The sequence below is a fragment of the Nitrosopumilus sp. b1 genome, assembly GCF_014078545.1.
In the GTDB taxonomy this organism is placed as follows: Archaea; Thermoproteota; Nitrososphaeria; order Nitrososphaerales; family Nitrosopumilaceae; genus PXYB01.
In genome coordinates this window covers 193,567-211,855 of the sequence record NZ_MU078712.1, presented here as the reverse complement: position 1 = coordinate 211,855, position 18,289 = coordinate 193,567, and the positions used below count along the sequence as shown (strand labels likewise).

Below are 18,289 nucleotides of genomic sequence, written 5' to 3'. Positions count from 1 at the left end.
GTTGCTTTGAGTTTTGTTCATTTTATCAATATGAGAGGGTCAGAGTTTTAGTAGTGTAATCATGCATCATACAGCCACCGTCTCATCATACCCCTAATTCATTAGATCAAGTAGGGATTTTACTTTATGTTTTATTGCTGGAGTAATTATGACAAATACCAGTCCTTCATTTGGCTGACCATACATTACAACAGAATTTGTAGGTGCATTCATACACACAGGTAAAACAAGCAGATCCTCTTCGCCATGCACAGTAATTCGGACTGGTGGGTTTGAGTCAAATGCTTTTCTAATTGTTTCAATACTTTCTGAGGATATTTCAGCTGCTGGATTATTACAGTTCAAGTGAGTCAATACTGAAGTTTCAGTCGGAGGACTGCGTTGGATTCGTTTTTCTTGTCCATCGATAATTTGTAAGGATGGGATAATTCCATAGTTGATCATTTTTTCTGTGGTTGCATCGCCAACTGTGATAATGAATGCGCCTTTAGGTATCAGATTTAAGATAGATTCTTTGTTTGTTTTTTCATTAGGAATTAATTCTCCTAAAGGAATCTTTAGTCTTTCACGAAGATTTTCTGGTAGCTTCACACCATTATCAATTAGTTTGAAGGATTTGTACTTGCTGCTGTTCCAGAACCTAACGATTGTCCTGCATCAGTTTTTGGCATGTTTTCTTCAACAGGTTTTTCTTGTGGGGCTTCAGAAGCCATCTCTTCTTGTAATTTTGCAGCCAATATACTACATTGAGCTGCAATGTTCTTTGCAGAACTTCTAAAAGCTTGTGCACTTGGCGAGTTTGGATCAGTTAACATTATTGGTTTACCAAGATCAGAGCCCGACATTATTCCAGAGTTTAATGGAATTTCGCCAATAAATGGAATCTTGAATTGTTCACTAATTTTTTTAGCACCGCCTTCTCCAAAGATGTAATGTTTTTCATCACATTTTGAGCATACAAAGCTGCTCATATTTTCTACTACTCCAATAATAGGGACATTTAGTTTTTCAAACATCCCAATTGCTTTAACTGCAACATTACTTGCCACATCTTGTGGAGTCGTAACAACAAGTATGCCAGTGATGGGTATTGTTTGTGCCAAAGTTAAAGGAATATCACCTGTTCCAGGTGGGAGATCAACTATTAGATAATCTAGATCACTCCAATTAGTATCAACTAAAAATTGCTTTAAGATTCCTGAAATAATTGGTCCTCGATATATTGCAGCTTGATGAGATTGTTCTGCAAAAAATCCAAAAGATACAACTTTCATTCCATTTGTTTCTGCAGGTTGTAATTTGTTATTGTCAACTTCCATAAATGCATCTTTCATTCCAAGCATTAATGGAATACTAGGACCATAGATATCTGCATCAAGTAAACCTACTTTAGCTCCTGTTTGAGATAATGCTAAAGCTAAATTCAATGAAACAGTAGATTTTCCAACTCCGCCTTTACCACTTGCAACGCCAATGATGTTCTTAACAGTGGCCATTCCGGTATCAGCGTCAAGTGAACGACCTTCCATTACTTTAGCAGTTACATTTAGATCAAAGTTTTTTACGCCATCGATTTCTCCAATGGCCTTTCTAACATCTTCTTCTATCTCTGCATTGAATGGACATGCAGGCGTAGTAAGCTCTAATGTGAATTTCAGATTTCCCTGGTTGAGTTCTAAGTCTTTTATCATCCCCATTGAGACGATATCTTTTTTCAAGTCTGGATCAATAACAGTACTCAGTTTTTCAAGAACTTGATCTACTCCAACCATGGGTGAAAAGCTCCGTTTACTTTATTTAAAGATAGGTTGGCGAATCATCTCAAATTAAGAATAATTGAACAATCGTAAAAATACCTGTAAAATTTGTGAAAAATTACCCAAAGATTCATAAATTCAGATTCGGAAATCAGTGCACAGTTGTTTTCTATATCTACCCTAGTTGATGTTGTCAGGATACCACCTAGCTTATTTGGTACAACTCTCAAAAAAGCGGCAATTAACATTCTCAAAGAAAAGTACGAGAGCATGATCAATGCAGACTTGGGATATATCATTATGATTTTAGATGCCAAAGTTGACGAGATGGGAAAGATGGTTGCCGGTGACGGTGGAACATTTCATAAAGTTGAGTTTGAGGCATTAACATTTTATCCAAAGCTACAAGAGATTGTACAAGGAGAGATTGTAGACATTACAGACTTTGGTGCATTTGTTAGGATTGGTCCAACTGATGCGTTGTTACATCTTTCACAAGTTATGGATGATTATTTGAAGAGTGATGTAAAGTCAGGAATGATTCTTGCAAATCAAAGTGGAAGAACTCTCAAAGTTGGTTCAACATTACGTTCTAGGATTACTGCAGTATCATTAGGTAAAGCAGCTTCAATGGGAAAGATAGGAATCACATGCAGGCAGCCATTCTTAGGTGCTGATGAATGGATTGCCGAAGAAATCAAAAAAGGCGGAAGCGATGCAGATAGTGACAAACCATCAAAGAAAGAAGAAAAAGCTGTAGAAGTAAAGGAGAAGTAAAATGGTCAGAGAGATGGCTTGTAGAAAATGCAAGTTCGTTACAACAGGAAAAGTTTGTCCCGCATGCAAATCATCAGATCTTACTCCAGACTGGAATGGAATTGTTCTAGTAGTAAATCCAGAAAATTCTCAAATTGCACAAACCTTAGGCATTACATCAAAAGGAAAGTACGCAATTAAGGTAACATAAGTTGGGCAATAGTCCAAAAAAATATTTAGAAAGATTTTTAGCTGAAGATATAGGCAAAGGAGACATTACAAGTGAACTTTTACCAAAAAAGAAAATTTTTGCTCAAATTATTTCTAGAGAAAAAGGCATAGTAGCAGGAACAAAATATGCAAAACAAATTTTTGCATTAAAAAAATGTAAAGTCAGAATTAAGAAAATCGATGGGAGTAGAATAAAACCAAATGATGTAATTATGGAGATTTCTGGAAATGCAGATTCTGTTTTATCATGTGAGAGAACGTCATTGAATTTGTTATCGAGGATGTGTGGAATTTCTACACAGACAAATGAGCTAGTTAGATTAATTGGAAATAGCAAAACTAAATTGTTTGCAACAAGAAAAACTGCCCCCGGCTTACGATTCTTTGACAAAGAAGCAGTAAGTATTGGAGGAGGGTTTAGACATAGAATACGATTAGACGACATGATCATGATAAAAGATAATCATATTGAAGTAGGAGACTCATTAGTAGAGTTAATTCGTAAAGCCAGAAAAAGATACAAGAAAATTGAAGTTGAAGTAGAAAATCAAAAAGATGCACTCATAGCAGCAAAAGAGCGCGCATCAATAATCATGCTAGATAATTTTTCACCAAGTCAGATTAAAAGAACAATTGACATTTTGGAAAAAAATAAGCTTAGAGATAAAGTAAAACTTGAAGCATCAGGTGGGATATCAAAAAAGAACATCAAATTATATGCAAAGACAGGAGTCGACATAATATCAGTAGGCTCCATAACAAATTCAGTTAACGGTCTTGACTTAAGCCTAGAAGTGAAAAATTAGTTTTTGTTTCTTTGTTGAATTTTTGATTCTAATTCTTTTAGGGATTTATTTTTTGGATCAATCTCTTTTAATTTCTCACATGATGCGATACTGTCTTTAATTTGACCAAGCTTAAAGTGAGCGTTTGCCTTTAACAAAAGCACATCAGGATCATATTCACCTATTTTTAGTGCCTCATCAAAGTGGATTAATGCGGTTTTTAATTTCCCTCGCATGTAGTAAATACCTCCAATGATAAAATGTACATCATGATTATGGGGTGTTTTCCGAAGAATGCCGTCTCCCACCTTAATTGCTTTATCATATTGCTTGTCTTTGACTAACTTTCGTAACTCCTTCATTTGGTTGCGTACTGAAGATTCTTTTTTATTAGATTTTTTACCAAATAATCCGGTCATATGATTTCAAATGGATTGTAATTATGAAAGTTAGCTTATTGCAAGCATTCTTTCAATTGCTAGTCTAGCCTTATCGGCAGTCTGCTTTGGAACTTTTACTTCATATTTGTCTTCAGATAAAGAATCAAAAACTTTTTGCAGGGTTATCATCTTCATGTATTGACATTCTGCTTTATCAGATGCTGCAACAAACGTTTTTTCTGGATTTTGTTTTCGCATTCTATATAATATTCCAGTCTCAGTTGCAACAACAAATTGATTTGACTGAGACTTGCTAACATGATTCATCATACCTTCTGTTGACAAGATTTGGACTTGTCTTCCTTTGTAATTTCCTGCAGCCACATCATACAACATAGGCGTTGTACAGCTACATTCAGGATGAATAACGAATTCGGCATTTGTCATTGAATCAAGTTTTTGTGTTACGTCTTCTGGCTTAATACCTGCATGTACATGACATTCACCTGCCCAGATGTACATATTTTTTCTACCAGTCATTTTAGATACAAAGGAGCCAAGAAACATGTCAGGTAAAAATAAAATTTCTTTATCCTCAGGAATTGCCTTTACTACATTTACTGCATTAGATGAAGTACAGCAGTAATCAAGCTCTGCTTTGATTTCGGCAGTAGTATTGACATAGCCTACAGCGATAGCATCAGGATGCTGCTTTTTCCAATTTTTAAGATCATTTACGGTAATGGAATCAGATAAGGAGCATCCTGCCTCTAAATCAGGTATCAATACTTTCTTTTCTGGAGATACTATGGCAGCAGTCTCTGCCATAAAATGTACACCACAAAACAAGATTGTCTTGTGAGAAGTTTTTGCAGCCTGTCGTGCAAGACCCAAAGAGTCTCCAACAAAATCAGCAATATCCTGAACTTGAGGAATTTGGTAGTTATGAGCCAAAATCACTACGTCTTTTTCTTTCTTTAATTCAAGTATCTCCTCTTGTAAATTCAAACTATTGGGAATGATTTATGAGCGAATTTAAAGAATAAGAAAGAGACAGGTAATTTCTATAATTCACACTTTTATGGCAATTATTGCCAATTTAGGTTCCAATGTGAATGTCTTGAGAACATATTTCCCTTAATCTCTCAATTGCAGATAGTGTAGCCAATCTACTTGTTTTTGGGTTATTCTCATCAGGTATATTTTCCACAATAAATGACATCTTTCCAAATTTTCCGATTGCTTCTACTTGGTGAGTGTTTGTAATAGAATTCGGATCTGCAATAATTTTTACTGATGTTTTTTCACTTCCTAATCCAGCTAAACTCAACAATGCTGCAACATTGATGTTTGCAGGAAATAATGAAACTGCATCTTTTGCAGAACCTTGAAAAACTACGGTAGGCTCGGATAAAGATTCAACATCAAGGTCAGAAGTTTCAAAAAATTTTGCGCCTTTTAGTGATCTTGGGTGTTTTGTAGTGATCAAAGTTACCGCATCTAATTCATCTTTGACAGCTTTAATGCCATCTAAACCCGCAATGGCACCTGAGGGAAGATAAATTGTTCTTTTGAATTCTTTACATGCATCATAAAGAATTTCAAAGATGGATTCGTCCAATAGTGCCCCAACACTCATTATCATCATATCCTTTCTATTTTGCAAAACACTCAATGCCACATCCTTGACTGCATCTTGAGAAGCTGCTTCAACTATCAAATCAACGTTGTTTGATGACAGTAAATGTGAGTTTTTTACAATTTCTGGTTTTTTTGATAATTTTGAAACCAGTTTATTTGAACGGTCTTCAGATTGATCAAAAACATGGGTGAGCACAGCTGGGATTTTTCCAGAATCTATGGACAATGCAATTTGGGTGCCAATAGCTCCACACCCTAACAAAGCAATTTTTTTCAATTAGATCGTCTTGGACACAACTTGTAATTAATTTTAGTCTATTATTAGTAAAACTTTGACATAACCTAAAGATTTTATCTTCAGGATCAAAGTATTTCTATGCTAAATAGTGTCTTTAAAGATGCCATAAAGAGGCGTGAAAAGACTCTAGAAATTCTAAGAGGGCCAAAATTTGAACAGATTAAAGAAGAGGCAAAACAAAATTGGGTAGAATTTGTTCCAGAAAAAATAGATAATATCATTGCGGGGATTGATAGTAGTTTCAATAGCACCAAATTTCAGGGTGCAGAAATGTGGGCAGTCACTGCGGTTTCAGTTAAATCAGATGGCGAGATACTAGAAGATTTACATGATTTTGGTTTAGGATATCCGCAATCAGATATTTCATCAATTGCAAGTAAGATGGAAGTTGAAGCTTGTGAGAAAACAGTAGATAGAACAGATTTAGTTTTGATGGATGGTTCTTTGTATTCTCAATTTATGACAAGACAATCTGCACTCACATCATCAATTATCAAAGTAATGAAAAAACGCGGAAATGTAGTGTTTATTTCCAAGACATCTAACACCAGAGCCCAATTTGAAAAATTTGGTTCGATTGCCGGAGACATATTCTATTACAACCATGCTACCCAATCACCGGGATTTAGTAAACTGTTTAAAGATCCAAGTTATGGAAAAGACAAAATCATCGCATCTACATATGCGAGATTAAGTGAGTCTTTACCGCTAATCAAAATAGAATTACTTGGAGAGGACTACACTGAAACTGAAATTAAAGAATTGCTCAATAAACTGTATAAAAATAGTGTTAGTGGATATCCTTACTCCTTAAAATTGGCACATAACAATTGTAAAATTAGCGGAAGAGATCTTGCAAAATTAGTCAGCCTACATGGACTTTCAACAGAGATTGGTTCAAGGGAGGTTCTAGGTTGATCATCGGATATGTTATTGGAGAGTCAAAACCTACAAGAATTACGGCTCTAGCTTCAAGGGCATTATCGATAGGAGAATACGTAATCATTAATTCGGATGAAGGTAAAATTTTAGGACTAGTTGAAAGATCTTATGTTTCAAGTGTAGCATTATCAGATGTTAGAAATTTTGATGAAGCCGTAGAAAGTAAAGAGATTGCAGAGATTAACAAGCGAGATAAGGGATATACATCACAGATAATGATTTTAGGTTTCTTAGATAAGTTACAAAAGGGTCAATCAATAGTTCCTGCTATCCCTCCATTACCAGGAACAGAAATTCTTGAGGCTTCAAAAAAAGATTTGGAAAAAATTTTTGGTCCGGATGGAAATGAATGGATACGAATTGGTTCGCTTTTAAGAAATCCAGAAATTGATGCAAAAATAAATATCAACAAAATTGTTGCACGTCATGTTGGAATATTAGCCATGACTGGAATGGGAAAGAGTAATCTAGTTTCATTATTAGCAAAACAAATCGACAGTCTAAACGGTACTGTAATAATTTTTGATTATCATGATGATTATAGTAATTTAGCCATTCCAAGAATTAACGTGATAGATGCGAAGATCAATCCTAGGCTTTTAGATGCAGAATCACTTGGAGAAGTTTTAGAAATAAGAGATAATGCTAGCATTCAACAACGCATTCTTCGTATGGCGTTTACCAAACAAGTTAAAGAAAGTAAAGATTTCTGGATGGTATTAAATGATCAAGTTGAAGAAATCATTCAACTAAATAAAAAAGACAAAAAGGAATACACGTATTCTGGTGGAAGAGTTCAAGACAAAATAGATGATGCCCAACACAAATTTTCAGATATTTTGGATCCAGATGTTGTTGACCCCATCGGACTAATCAAAGAAGGAAGAATTAACGTGTTGAACATTTCTAGCCTTAGTGAAAAGCAGGCAAATGTAGCTGTTTCATACTATCTCCAAGAATTACTTAATGATAGAAAGGAATCAATTCGTGCAAAAAATGCCAAACAGACTAAGAAAAGATCTCCCAGGTTTGGAACCTCAATTTTTGTAGTTATCGAAGAGGCACATGTCTTTATCCCTAAAGGAGAAGATACACAAGCAAAGTATTGGGCATCAAAAATAGCAAGAGAAGGTAGGAAATTTGGACTAGGTTTAGCAGTGGTTTCGCAGCGACCAAGGAGTCTTGATCCAAATATTTTGAGCCAGATGGGCTCACTTGCAATAATGAAAATTGTTCAAGAAGATGATCAGAGTCAAATCACTTCAGCAGCTGAATCAATTAGTAAAAATTTGATAGAGCAGTTAACATCACTTAATGTAGGAGATGCAATTTTAGTTGGACAATGGGCAAATCTTCCATCAATTGTTCACATTCAAGAAGTCAAAGAGAAAACCATGGGAGCAGATCAAAATGCAGTGACAGAATGGGCAGTAGCTAAGAAATTTGAAGGTATCGCAAAGGAATCAACACAAAAACTTATTCAAAAAGACTTGCTAGTTGATTAGAATGCGTTTTTCACATATTTCAGATACACATCTAGGATTAATCCAATATAACTCAGAAGAAAGAGAAAACGATGTCTATGACGCATTCAATCAAGCAATTGACAGATCAATTACAGATAAAGTAGACTTTGTGATTTTTGCTGGAGATATTTTTCATACGCCAAGTCCAAGCGGTACTGCGATAATGCATATGGCTCACGCTCTAAAGAAATTGAAGCAAAATAACATAGAATCATTTTTCATCCTAGGGGAACATGATATTAGCAGAATAAGATCATATCCGGTTCCATACGTTTACCATAAACTTGAATTTTCAAAATATATCGGTCAGGGTGAACCAATTTACTTTAAAGATGTTATGATAGTTGGTTTTGATAAAATAAGAAAAAGTGAAATTACCGAATTTGAAGAAAAATTTGCAAAAATAGATTCTTTAGCGAAAGAATTCAAAGGTCATAAAATTTTAGTTTTACATCAAGGATTATCGGAAGTAAACAAATTTGCTGGAGAGTTAGACACTAATGATCTTCCAAAAAATTTTACATATTATGCAATGGGTCACCTTCATGATAAATTTTTAAAATCGTTTAGTAATCTTGGAGGACCAGTTGCATATCCCGGTTCAACAGAATTAACTACAAGTGAGGGGATTAAGGAAACTGCAAAGGGGTTTTTCGAAGTTGATATTTCAAGCAAAAATGCAGAACCTAAATGGATAGAGCTTGAACTACGACCTCAGAGAACACTCACCATAAGTTTTGATAAACTTAGTTCAACCATTGATCAGATACTAGAAGAATTTAGAAATTCAAAGAAAAAACCCATTATAGATATTAAAATTCGGGGCAAAGACATTCCTTCAGATGTTGTTCAAGCACAAATTTCACGCCTAATTTCAGAAACATTATACTTTACATGGAAAATTGCAAGGGATGGAGATAATTCATCAATATACTTGGAAAAACCTGCTAAAATCGATGATGAGTTACTAAAGCTTGCAATAACTTCTTTGAAATCAGAAAATCTTGGAAATTTTGCAATAAATGAATTGCTTCCACTACTAACATCAAACCAGATTGAGATGGCAAATCAGATGGTAGTTGACAATTACAGACAATTCAGAAAGGAGAAACTAAATGATAAAAACAATTGAGATTGGAGATTTTTTATCCCATTCAGATACAAAATTAAATTTCGATAATGGCGTTACAGTTTTTGTAGGTCATAATGGAGCAGGAAAATCAAGTGTTATTGATGCAATCACATTTGCTTTGTTTGGGCAGCACACAAGAAAATCCAACAAGGGGTTAGTACGCAGAGGACAAACCCAAGGGTTTGCTAGCATTACGTTTACAGTTGGAGATGGAGAATTTAGAGCAACTAGAAAAATTGATACAAAAGGTACTTTGTCATCACAATTCTTAGAAAGGAAAAGTGAAGACTGGGTTCCAATTGCAGAAGGGGAAAGAAAGCAATTTGGAGAATCAATGACAAAAAAAATTGAATCCGTGATTGGTTTGGATTTTGAAAAATTAAAAATTGCATCAATTGTTCAGCAGGGGGAACTTAATTCAATTATCAAGGCCAAACCGAAAGAATTCAAAGAGCTAATTAACGCTATAATTGGTATCGATAAGCTAGACATTTCATCAGAATTTATGAAAGAAATTCTGAAAAATTTTCGAGATACCATACGAGCCGAATTTACCTATGACGATACACAGATAGATTTTCTAAAAAATGAGATTGAACAATCAAAAAGAGAGATAGAAAAAAACATTCCTTTGCATAAAAATATCATCGCCGAAAAAGAAAAAATCCAAAATGACATTACCGAACTTAAGAAAAGAATCGAAATCGATTCGCCCAAAGTGGATAAAATTCACCAATTAGATTTGAGAAAAGATGAGCTGATAAAATACGCAAAAGATGCGATCTTATCAATTCAGAAAGAGATTACTCAAAAAGAAAGGAAAATCAACGAATGTGAGGGATGTTTTGAGATTATCAATAAGAAAAATGATTTAGAAAATTTGTTAAAAACTATCGAAGAAAGCATTGATGATTCATTGAAGAAAATAGAAGGCCTAAAGCTGAAAATAGCCTCATTAAATGAACAAGAGTCTATTGCAAAAAAACTACATCTAGATGATGGTAGATGCCCAGTGTGTGATTCGAAAGTTGATCATTTGAATCCATTATTTCAAGAAGAGCATCTTAGAGAAGAGATCACTAGAATGAAAAGCGAAATAATAAAGTTGGAAAAGGATCATGCAGTATACTCTACCAAGAAGAATGAGTTTACAAAGAAAATCCAACAGATTAGAGATGCAGAGACAATTCTCAGAACTCATTCAATTTCATCTATTCAAGAGATAAATCAATTAAAACAAGAGGTGCAAAATAAGAGAAGCGATATTCAAAAAATTCCATTAACAGTTAACTCAAGTCAATTAGTTGAAATCGCATCAATCGACTCTCATTCAAAGCAACTTTATGAAAAAATTCATCAACTTGAAGAGCAGACAAAAGATTTTGATTTTGAATCCTTTAAAAATTTAAAAAATTCATTGGCAGGTAAAGAACGAGAAGGAAGTAGTTTAGATCAGAGATTAGGAGCAATACAAGAAAAAATTCGAAATGATCAAGAAAGAATTGCCAAAACAGAGTCAGTGTTAAAAGAATTGAATGTTGTTAAACAGTATATTGAAAACCTTGTAAACATCCAAGATAATGTTTTTAGTAGAGACGGACCTGTTGCAACAAGTTTAAGATCATGGGCTTTAGATACAATTTCATTAAAAGCATCTGAGTATCTATCTATGTTAAACACAAAGATTCAACGAATTGAATTATCAGAAAAGGCTCGTGACGTATCAATAGTTTGCTACTCCAAGACTACCAGTTTAGATTTAGAATCCTTAAGCGGCGGTGAGCAGGTAAGTATTGCACTTGCATTACGACTTGGAATGACTCAATTGCTAGGGGCATCGAATCTAAATTTCATTATTCTTGATGAACCAACAATGCACTTAGACGAAGAAAGAAGACGCTCATTAGTTAAAGTACTCGCACAACTTTCAGAGTTAGGAAATCTACAGGAAAAAAGATCTATGCAATTCATTATAATTACTCATGATGCAGAAATCTTTCAAGATTCTGCAGTTGAACAAATTTTTAGATTTGAGTCTTCAAATTCTGGAACCGTAGTTACGGCGCTTTAGCCGCCAGTAAGCTTGGCAAACTTTTCATTTTTGCTAAGTTTTTCCATAAATTCTATGTTGGATAAGGCAACAACTGCAGATTCTACTACGGGTTCATCAGGATCATTTAGAGCCTTTACGAGTGCCTCTTTTGCCTCCTTATTTCCTACAACGCCTAATGCTATTGCTGCTTCATGTCGTACAAACATGCTAGGATCATTAAGTGTGGCATCAACAAGATGTGGGACACAGATTGAATGCCCCATTTGACCGAGTGAAAATGCAGCCTCATGCCTCACTAGTTCATTAACGTCATTTTTGAGAACTTTGGCAATGTAAGGTACTTTATCTTCTCCACCAAAATCCACCAAAATGCAAGTGGAGCGAGTTCTCACTACATAATCATCATGCTCTAAAAGATTTACAAAATATTTTACATCTTTTTTTTCATATTTTTCTTCCATCTCAGAAAATAATTTTAATCGTTCATCAGTCACGACTTGTTTTTGGCTCAATAATAAACGCCCACTAGTCTCATATATTATCCTAATTCGTATTTTCAAATTAAGATGCAACATAGTTATGTTTTTAATAGAAAATCAAATCAACTAGAATATGCGAGCAAAGATAGGCGAGAAAGCACCAAATCTCAAAATTTCTGAATGGGTACAAGGAATGCCCACAAATTTTGATCAGGAGAAAGACAAAATCATTCTTGCAGAGGTTTTCCAAGTAAACTGTCCAGGATGTTTTATGTATGGTATTCCTGAAGCAATAAACATCTACAACAAATACAAAGATGATGGAGTTAGAGTTGTAGGCATAGCTACAGCATTTGAGGATTTTGATAAAAATACACTTGACAACTTGAAATTATTATTAAAAACAGGTGAAGTTATTGGTGACACACTTCAATCACTAGGCCAATACAAGCAGCTAGATGGAAACAAAATACCATACAAAATACCATTTCCAGTAGCCATGGATTCCCTTATCAAAGAAACAGGGGATATTGATAATGCAAGAATTATGGATTTTATTTATACCCAAATTCCAGCATTTGATTCACAGTCAGAAGACTATCGTACTCAGATTATCCAAAGAGTCAAAGATTACATGAAGTCAAAAGAGTATACGGCAGAAACATTTGAGATGTTTTCCTTGCAAGGAACGCCATCTACAATTCTGGTAGACAGAAAAGGAATACTACGAGATGTATCTTTTGGACAGAGTGGCAACTTGGAACCAATGATTCAATCATTACTTAATGAGTGAACGCTTTTTAAAAAATAAGAGACCAAGTAATCCAGTTGCTAAAACCAAAGGAGCAATTTCAGAAAACTCTGGTAGGTAAGTGGTTCCAATAATGTCTAAGGTATGTTTTCCCGTGCCTGAAAATTCAAGTGTAATGAATGAAATTTGTTCGCTAGTCTGTACCTTGGGAAAAATTTCAGCATCATTTAGGAAAAAAGTGAAATTACCATTGATTAAATTTTTGGGAATGTAAATTTCTGCCAGATTATTTTCTAGCCCGCTATCAATTACCAGTGTTAATCGCTTTGCTTCTGCATCAAAATTAATCTCATTTACATCAAAATTAGATACGGTTTCAACTTCAAATTCATAGCCGCCTGTTTCAATAATGAAGTCTTGTTTCAAACCAGTACGATCAGATAGGGGTGCGGCATATACGGAAGATATTGTTGTGAGAATTATCAAAAGTACTAGTAATGTTTTCAATTTATGCGACGCCAGGCAGTACTCGTTTTCGAAGTTCTTTATCTTTTGCAATCCTTGGATGGTGAGGATCTGCCAATATTACTTCAAACCAATAGTGCATACCATCTTTGTAAACAAAATAAGAGCCCAATAGCTTCATGTTTGGATGTTTTTCCATAACTCTATTCTCTGCAACTTGTTTCATGCTTACATCTGCTTTAATTCTAGTAACACCAAGATGTTTTGGCCGTCTACCAGCTCTTGGACGTTGTCGCCTCATACCACCAGTACCAACACGCATTCGGATTACTACAATTCCTTGTTTTGCTTTGTATCCTAGTCTTCTGGCTCTTTGAATTCTGCTTGGAGTGTCAATTCTCGTCATAGCATTTTGTTTTCTCCATCCAACAATTCGTTCTCGGATGTCTGGAGAATTTTCCTTCCACAATTGAACCCAAATTTGGTCTTGGCGACTAGGCATATCGCCAACTAACGAAATCCCCTTAATATCTTATTTGCAATTTGGGAGAGGGAAAATTAAGAATTAACCTCAAATCAGCGAAAAATCAATTGATCAGGTTTTAGCAATAAATGAACCACATTCATTCTTGAGAAAAATCATCCTAACTCTAAATGATAAGGACTATATCGATTTTTTAGAATCCGCACAAGAATGTGAGAAATTATCAGTAGAAGAGATGATCTATGATCTCATTAACTACTATATCATAGTACAAAGAAACAAGGAAAAAATTCGTGCTAGATTCCAAAAGAAACTTTGAAAGAAATGCAGTAACAGTCAAAATCAAGCAGTATTTTCAATGATTGTGAAACCAGCACATGTTTTTGCAGGCTTGATCTTGATAATCATTGGCTCATTGATAATAGTATATGACTATCCACAATTGGAATACCTAAAAAATGTAGAAGAACAAATTACAGAGTCAACTGATACAATCGGTTTACAAGGTAGATTACAGATAGAGTTTACAGTAGGAATAACTATTTTGATTGCAGGAATAATACTAGCGGGATATGGAATGCTTAAAAAAATTAAAGATTCTTTGGTAAAGTAATCCTAAAGGTGGTTGGATTAGAAGATAGGGTGATATCGCCACCGTGTTTTTCGACAATGCTTTTACAAATGGATAATCCAAGTCCAGTACCATAAGATTTAGTGGTAAACATCGGATCAAAGATTTGTGAAGCAATAGAATCCGAAATTCCAGGACCGGTATCTTCAAATTCGATCAAAGCTTTGTCATTTTTATCAGTAATTCTAATAATAATGTCACCATCTTCATTCATGGCTTGAATTGCATTAGTAATCAAGTTAGCAAAAACAGCTTCTAGTTTCCTATAATCACAGTTGATGTTGACATCTTTTTCTGGACGGCTGATGTTAATGTCAGAAGGCTTCACTATTGAATCAATAGCAGACTCTACTACTGCACGAAGAGAAACTTTTTGCAGATTTAATTCAGTGACGCGGACATAATCTAAAACATCATCAACAAGATGGACAATGCGTAGTATTGCTCGGTCTATTCTTCCATTATACTGTAATCGCTCTTCAATTTTCATGTTAGGTTTTGTTTTCATGATACCGTGAGTTGTTTTAATGACTGAAAGGGGATTTCTAAGATCATGTGCTAATCTAGAAGTCAATTCACCGATGGTAGCCATTTTTTCAGAGCGGGACAACTGTTGTGATTTTTCATCTACCATTTTTTCAAGATATTGTTCACGAATTTCCAATTCTTTTTCTTTGACAGTAACTTTTTCAAGTTCTGCACGAAGTTCTTGGTTTAGATTGTTGTAAGTTTTTTCTTTAATTTGCATCTCTTGATTTCGTCTGTTTAGTTCATCATTTTGTTCTTCGAGGCGCTGAGAAAGATCTTGTAATAACTCGACCTTTCCTTGCAAATCATGATTAAGTTTAGCAGCAGCGTTAATTTTTTGATTTGAAATTTCAGCAATCTCACGTAACTGCATTTCCTTTTCTTTCAAATCCAGTTTAGTAGATTCTAATTCTTTAAACGCAGAAGCCGCAACCTCTGATAAATTTTGAATTAATGGATTTGGCAAGTCAGGTTTTGAGGTTTGCATAGACATTTACTTGAAAATAAAATTTGATTTACTTGTGTTTGTTTGAGATGTACGGACAGAGAATTTACCTATTAACGAATGATTTTTCAGAAATTGTCTGTTCTTTTTGGACGCCTATGAAATCATATTTTCATCAATGCCTAAAATAACATGGCTGGAAAGCACATCAATCGTAAAAAAAGAGAGGTATCTGCAGAAGATGAATGGGCGCATATTACAGGTGTTGGAGAAAAGATTGATGTTGCAGATGCAATGGAAGTCCAAGACAGAAGCATTACTTTTAAAAATCAATATGGAGAGCCTTCAACAAATTTTGAAGTCTATGAAGAGGAAAAAAACAAAATGAATGACGAGGTTGGAAACACTGCACAGTATCTAAAATTTGTAAATGAAAGTATAATGGAAAAGAAGAGAAGATTAGATATGTTTCATGAGAGACAAAGAAAATTCCAAGAGGAAATTGAATCACTCCAGTTTTATCAACCAAAAACAAAAGAGCAATTAGATAAAATAAAGTACAAAGACATTAAGGCAGGCGACATAGAAGCTGCAATAAAATTTCTTGAAAACGAAAGAGAAGAGATAAAGAGAAAGATGGAATACTTTACATCTCAAGTAAGTAGAACTCAATCAGATCTAATAGAAAAAGACAAGCAGATAGCAGAAATCAAAGCTGAGCTTGTTTTAGCCCAAAAGAAGGAATCAATGCAAAATGAACAAAAACAAGAAGACCCAATTGAGGTCATAAAAAAACAATTAGAATCACTAGAGAATAAAGAAGAAGCAAGAAAAATTCTACAGTCAGTAAATAGTCTTGTAGAAAGAATGAATGTTAAGAATAATTAGATAAAATTTGTAACATCTAATTTGAGGTTTTTATTACTCAATGGAATCACAAAGTTATGAAAAAAATTCTATTAATGTTTAGTTTAATGATGTTATCAACAGCCACGGTATTTGCTCAAGAAGGAGGAATTCAGATATCAACTGACAAGCAGACGTATTACTTTGGGGATTTTCTCAAATTCACAATAAATGTAGATAATGTAACTGGAGATTTTGCAGTGATTCACATAGTTGATTCATCAGGCAAAAAGAGTTCTCCAATCAATTTGCCAATTTCTGAAAAAGTAACGACAATAACTGCACCTAATCCATTTGGTGCAGAAATTTTTGGCGAGGGAGAATACACCCTAGAATTGGATTATGATAGAAAATATCACTCAACGAAATTTTTTGTAAAAGATTCTGGTAAAGTAGTCATTCCAGTATGGATTAAGGACCTAGGGGCATGGTGGATTGAAGGTTTGATTTCAGATTCAGAATTTGCAAAAGGTATTGAATATTTGATAGAGAGCAATGTGATAATTATCCAACAGCAAGCAGTACAAGAGAATCATGAATCATCCATACCAGATTGGTTCAGATATACTACAGAACTATGGATTCAAGAAGATAATGGAATTGCTGATGAAGAATTTGCCAATGCTTTAGCACATTTAATAAAAATTGGAGTTATAGTCATCAATACAAGTGATGCAAGTGAACAGACATAGCATCATAGTCATAATAGCATCAATTGTCATTGTTGGTACGTTTGCATATTCATTTGTTAACGCTTCATTATTAGATAATATTGAATTCAGGTGGCATCAAAAAGGAGCATTTGATTTTATTGCAATGATGCATGGAGGCAAAATATCATTATGTAATACATCAGCATTCCCAGTTTCCATTGGCGGAATCAACATGGATTTGTATTTTGATAATCAAAAACTTGGAACATATTTCATAGAACCAATTACAATTGAAGGAAAATCAATAGTAGAAACAAGCGGGAGATCAGACATGAAGGAAAAATCATCACAAGCGATGCTGCTCTTTATGGATACAGAATTTTCAGGAACAGATATTGCAAGAGTAGACAGCAGTCGAATGTTTGTTCAGGTAAATTACATTACAAGTATTTTGGGATTTATTCCAATTACAGTATCAAATGTCTATTCAGGATATGAATTTCACCAAATCATGAATGATGCTAATGGGGATTTTAGTTGTTAAGTAGTTATAATTTTGTGATTAGTTTAGTAAAATGATTTAAAGAATTCTCAATAGTGTTTGTTTTCTTTAGACAGATATTTTTTCAAAATGGTTAATCCAATATCACATATCTTATCAATATGGTAAGTCCCACCGATAATACATCTGTTATAATAGTAGATGATGATTACGATAGCTTAGAAGTACTATCAGAGTATCTGAGCATAAAAAATCTAAATGTGATTGCCAAGGCAAAAAATGGCGCGGAGGCAGTAATAATTTATGAAAAACTGCAGCCAGACGTAGTACTTTTAGATGTCATAATGCCAGAGTACGATGGATTTTATGCTTTACAGAAAATTAAGAATATCAATCCAAATGCAAAAGTAATTTTTGTTACAGCCGCAACAGCAGGCGTTACTCAAAAAAGGCTCTTTGAATCAAATGTGGAAGCGATAATCTTCAAACCATTTGAGATGGATTATTTACTAGAAACAATCGAAATGGTAAAACAAGGAAAGAAGAGAATTCCAAATACAGTAAGGGCATTAAATAAAACAGATTAAATTTCTAAAATTATTTTTGTCTACTGCCTCTGCTAATCATCCAGAGGACAAATCCTACAATTAATGCAACAATGAATGCGGCTACAACACCAATAATCAATTCTTTACCCATACCTGGGGACGTAGTGGATTTAGATTCATCAAGTACACAAACACCATCTTGAAGAATTGTTCCAGGTCCACAAGATTGGTCCAATACACATGCACCATCTTTTAGAATCGTTCCAGGTCCACATTGTGTTTTTGGTTGGTCGGTTGTGGGTGTTGGTTCCGGCTTAGGTTCTGGTACGGGTGCTGGAGCTGGTTCAGGCTCTGGTTCTGGAGCTGGTTCAGGCTCTGGTTCTGGAGCTGGTTCAG

At 34.5% G+C, this 18,289-nt stretch carries 23 protein-coding genes and 1 pseudogene; 14 read left to right on the top strand and 10 right to left on the bottom strand.

Annotation, left to right across the window (positions count from 1 at the left end):
- Positions 1-93: 93 nt before the first annotated feature.
- The gene (locus tag C6988_RS02315; protein WP_182133170.1) at positions 94-591 is read right to left on the bottom strand and encodes a GTP-dependent dephospho-CoA kinase family protein; all 498 of its coding nucleotides are present in this window, start codon (positions 589-591) and stop codon (positions 94-96) included.
- A gap of 11 nt (positions 592-602) precedes the next feature.
- Complete coding sequence (locus C6988_RS02310; RefSeq protein WP_182133168.1) at positions 603-1,772, bottom strand: Mrp/NBP35 family ATP-binding protein; 1,170 nt, start codon at positions 1,770-1,772, stop codon at positions 603-605.
- 147 nt (positions 1,773-1,919) lie between these two features.
- Between C6988_RS02310 and C6988_RS02305 the strand changes: the two genes are divergently transcribed.
- The 3 genes from C6988_RS02305 to nadC are packed head-to-tail and all read left to right on the top strand — an operon-like array spanning position 1,920 to position 3,550.
- The gene (locus C6988_RS02305) at positions 1,920-2,534 is read left to right on the top strand and encodes a DNA-directed RNA polymerase (protein WP_182133166.1); all 615 of its coding nucleotides are present in this window, start codon (positions 1,920-1,922) and stop codon (positions 2,532-2,534) included.
- A gap of 1 nt (position 2,535) precedes the next feature.
- Positions 2,536-2,724, top strand: coding sequence for a transcription elongation factor subunit Spt4 (gene spt4 / locus C6988_RS02300; protein ID WP_182133149.1), 189 nt, complete (start codon positions 2,536-2,538; stop codon positions 2,722-2,724).
- 1 nt (position 2,725) lies between these two features.
- Positions 2,726-3,550, top strand: coding sequence for a carboxylating nicotinate-nucleotide diphosphorylase (gene nadC, locus C6988_RS02295; RefSeq protein WP_182133147.1), 825 nt, complete (start codon positions 2,726-2,728; stop codon positions 3,548-3,550).
- Here nadC and C6988_RS02290 read toward each other — a convergent pair.
- From C6988_RS02290 to C6988_RS02280, 3 genes are all read right to left on the bottom strand, one after another.
- Entirely contained in the window at positions 3,547-3,948 is a 402-nt protein-coding gene (locus C6988_RS02290; protein ID WP_182133145.1) for a tetratricopeptide repeat protein, read from the bottom strand. The genes nadC and C6988_RS02290 overlap by 4 nt on opposite strands.
- 30 nt (positions 3,949-3,978) lie before the next feature.
- The gene (nadA, locus tag C6988_RS02285; RefSeq protein WP_255464147.1) at positions 3,979-4,917 is read right to left on the bottom strand and encodes a quinolinate synthase NadA; all 939 of its coding nucleotides are present in this window, start codon (positions 4,915-4,917) and stop codon (positions 3,979-3,981) included.
- Between the two features lie 91 nt (positions 4,918-5,008).
- Positions 5,009-5,827 carry an aspartate dehydrogenase gene (locus C6988_RS02280; protein ID WP_182133143.1) on the bottom strand — a complete coding sequence of 273 codons (819 nt, stop codon included), beginning with the start codon at positions 5,825-5,827 and terminating at the stop codon, positions 5,009-5,011.
- A 99-nt stretch (positions 5,828-5,926) separates the two neighbouring features.
- Here C6988_RS02280 and C6988_RS02275 point away from each other — a divergent pair, with 99 nt between their 5' ends.
- The 4 genes from C6988_RS02275 to C6988_RS02260 are packed head-to-tail and all read left to right on the top strand — an operon-like array spanning position 5,927 to position 11,519.
- Complete coding sequence (locus C6988_RS02275) at positions 5,927-6,766, top strand: DNA double-strand break repair nuclease NurA (RefSeq protein ID WP_182133141.1); 840 nt, start codon at positions 5,927-5,929, stop codon at positions 6,764-6,766.
- Positions 6,763-8,295, top strand: coding sequence for an ATP-binding protein (locus tag C6988_RS02270; RefSeq protein WP_182133139.1), 1,533 nt, complete (start codon positions 6,763-6,765; stop codon positions 8,293-8,295). The genes C6988_RS02275 and C6988_RS02270 overlap by 4 nt, the downstream gene beginning before the upstream one ends.
- A 1-nt stretch (position 8,296) precedes the next feature.
- A complete protein-coding gene (locus C6988_RS02265; protein WP_182133137.1) occupies positions 8,297-9,448 on the top strand; it encodes a metallophosphoesterase family protein in 1,152 nt (383 codons plus the stop codon).
- Positions 9,432-11,519 (top strand): AAA family ATPase, encoded by a 2,088-nt coding sequence (locus C6988_RS02260; RefSeq protein ID WP_182133135.1) that lies wholly within the window; start codon positions 9,432-9,434, stop codon positions 11,517-11,519. The genes C6988_RS02265 and C6988_RS02260 overlap by 17 nt, the downstream gene beginning before the upstream one ends.
- Here C6988_RS02260 and C6988_RS02255 read toward each other — a convergent pair.
- The gene (locus C6988_RS02255) at positions 11,516-12,013 is read right to left on the bottom strand and encodes a HEAT repeat domain-containing protein (protein ID WP_255464146.1); all 498 of its coding nucleotides are present in this window, start codon (positions 12,011-12,013) and stop codon (positions 11,516-11,518) included. The two genes, C6988_RS02260 and C6988_RS02255, sit on opposite strands and share 4 nt — an antisense overlap.
- Before the next feature lie 100 nt (positions 12,014-12,113).
- On the opposite strand from C6988_RS02255, the gene C6988_RS02250 reads away from it, so the two are divergent.
- Entirely contained in the window at positions 12,114-12,773 is a 660-nt protein-coding gene (locus C6988_RS02250; RefSeq protein ID WP_182133133.1) for a thioredoxin domain-containing protein, read from the top strand.
- Here the strand turns inward: C6988_RS02250 and C6988_RS02245 are convergent.
- Positions 12,759-13,238 (bottom strand): hypothetical protein, encoded by a 480-nt coding sequence (locus C6988_RS02245; protein ID WP_182133131.1) that lies wholly within the window; start codon positions 13,236-13,238, stop codon positions 12,759-12,761. The genes C6988_RS02250 and C6988_RS02245 overlap by 15 nt on opposite strands.
- A gap of 1 nt (position 13,239) precedes the next feature.
- The gene (locus tag C6988_RS02240; protein WP_182133129.1) at positions 13,240-13,698 is read right to left on the bottom strand and encodes a 50S ribosomal protein L15e; all 459 of its coding nucleotides are present in this window, start codon (positions 13,696-13,698) and stop codon (positions 13,240-13,242) included.
- Positions 13,699-13,825: 127 nt separating this feature from the next.
- Here C6988_RS02240 and C6988_RS02235 point away from each other — a divergent pair, with 127 nt between their 5' ends.
- Both C6988_RS02235 and C6988_RS02230 read left to right on the top strand, forming a co-directional pair.
- Positions 13,826-13,999, top strand: coding sequence for a hypothetical protein (locus C6988_RS02235; RefSeq protein WP_182133127.1), 174 nt, complete (start codon positions 13,826-13,828; stop codon positions 13,997-13,999).
- A gap of 45 nt (positions 14,000-14,044) precedes the next feature.
- Complete coding sequence (locus C6988_RS02230; protein WP_182133125.1) at positions 14,045-14,293, top strand: hypothetical protein; 249 nt, start codon at positions 14,045-14,047, stop codon at positions 14,291-14,293.
- On the opposite strand, the gene C6988_RS02225 is transcribed toward C6988_RS02230, so the two are convergent.
- Entirely contained in the window at positions 14,271-15,326 is a 1,056-nt protein-coding gene (locus C6988_RS02225; RefSeq protein ID WP_182133123.1) for a sensor histidine kinase, read from the bottom strand. The two genes, C6988_RS02230 and C6988_RS02225, sit on opposite strands and share 23 nt — an antisense overlap.
- Before the next feature lie 150 nt (positions 15,327-15,476).
- Between C6988_RS02225 and C6988_RS02220 the strand changes: the two genes are divergently transcribed.
- The 4 genes from C6988_RS02220 to C6988_RS02205 all read left to right on the top strand — a co-directional run bounded on the left by C6988_RS02220 (position 15,477) and on the right by C6988_RS02205 (position 17,932).
- A complete protein-coding gene (locus tag C6988_RS02220; protein WP_182133121.1) occupies positions 15,477-16,172 on the top strand; it encodes a hypothetical protein in 696 nt (231 codons plus the stop codon).
- Between the two features lie 56 nt (positions 16,173-16,228).
- Positions 16,229-16,882: an autotransporter outer membrane beta-barrel domain-containing protein gene (locus C6988_RS02215; RefSeq protein ID WP_182133119.1), complete on the top strand. Its 654-nt coding sequence runs from the start codon at positions 16,229-16,231 to the stop codon at positions 16,880-16,882.
- Entirely contained in the window at positions 16,869-17,387 is a 519-nt protein-coding gene (locus C6988_RS02210) for an LEA/WHy family protein (protein WP_182133117.1), read from the top strand. The genes C6988_RS02215 and C6988_RS02210 overlap by 14 nt, the downstream gene beginning before the upstream one ends.
- Before the next feature lie 119 nt (positions 17,388-17,506).
- Positions 17,507-17,932 (top strand): response regulator, encoded by a 426-nt coding sequence (locus C6988_RS02205; protein ID WP_182133115.1) that lies wholly within the window; start codon positions 17,507-17,509, stop codon positions 17,930-17,932.
- A gap of 10 nt (positions 17,933-17,942) precedes the next feature.
- Here the strand turns inward: C6988_RS02205 and C6988_RS02200 are convergent.
- Positions 17,943-18,289: pseudogene (locus C6988_RS02200) on the bottom strand (hypothetical protein); the annotation flags it as partial.

Bases quoted from the DNA above. Each gene is read 5' to 3' on its own strand.
- C6988_RS02205 (WP_182133115.1), top strand. From the start codon at position 17,507: ATGGTAAGTCCCACCGATAATACATCTGTTATAATAGTAGATGATGAT.
- C6988_RS02275 (WP_182133141.1), top strand. From the start codon at position 5,927: ATGCTAAATAGTGTCTTTAAAGATGCCATAAAGAGGCGTGAAAAGACT.
- C6988_RS02250 (WP_182133133.1), top strand. From the start codon at position 12,114: ATGCGAGCAAAGATAGGCGAGAAAGCACCAAATCTCAAAATTTCTGAA.
- C6988_RS02225 (WP_182133123.1), bottom strand. From the start codon at position 15,326: ATGCAAACCTCAAAACCTGACTTGCCAAATCCATTAATTCAAAATTTA.
- spt4 (WP_182133149.1), top strand. From the start codon at position 2,536: ATGGTCAGAGAGATGGCTTGTAGAAAATGCAAGTTCGTTACAACAGGA.
- C6988_RS02240 (WP_182133129.1), bottom strand. From the start codon at position 13,698: ATGCCTAGTCGCCAAGACCAAATTTGGGTTCAATTGTGGAAGGAAAAT.
- C6988_RS02215 (WP_182133119.1), top strand. From the start codon at position 16,229: ATGAAAAAAATTCTATTAATGTTTAGTTTAATGATGTTATCAACAGCC.
- C6988_RS02260 (WP_182133135.1), top strand. From the start codon at position 9,432: ATGATAAAAACAATTGAGATTGGAGATTTTTTATCCCATTCAGATACA.
- C6988_RS02290 (WP_182133145.1), bottom strand. From the start codon at position 3,948: ATGACCGGATTATTTGGTAAAAAATCTAATAAAAAAGAATCTTCAGTA.
- C6988_RS02310 (WP_182133168.1), bottom strand. From the start codon at position 1,772: ATGGTTGGAGTAGATCAAGTTCTTGAAAAACTGAGTACTGTTATTGAT.
- C6988_RS02265 (WP_182133137.1), top strand. From the start codon at position 8,297: ATGCGTTTTTCACATATTTCAGATACACATCTAGGATTAATCCAATAT.
- C6988_RS02220 (WP_182133121.1), top strand. From the start codon at position 15,477: ATGGCTGGAAAGCACATCAATCGTAAAAAAAGAGAGGTATCTGCAGAA.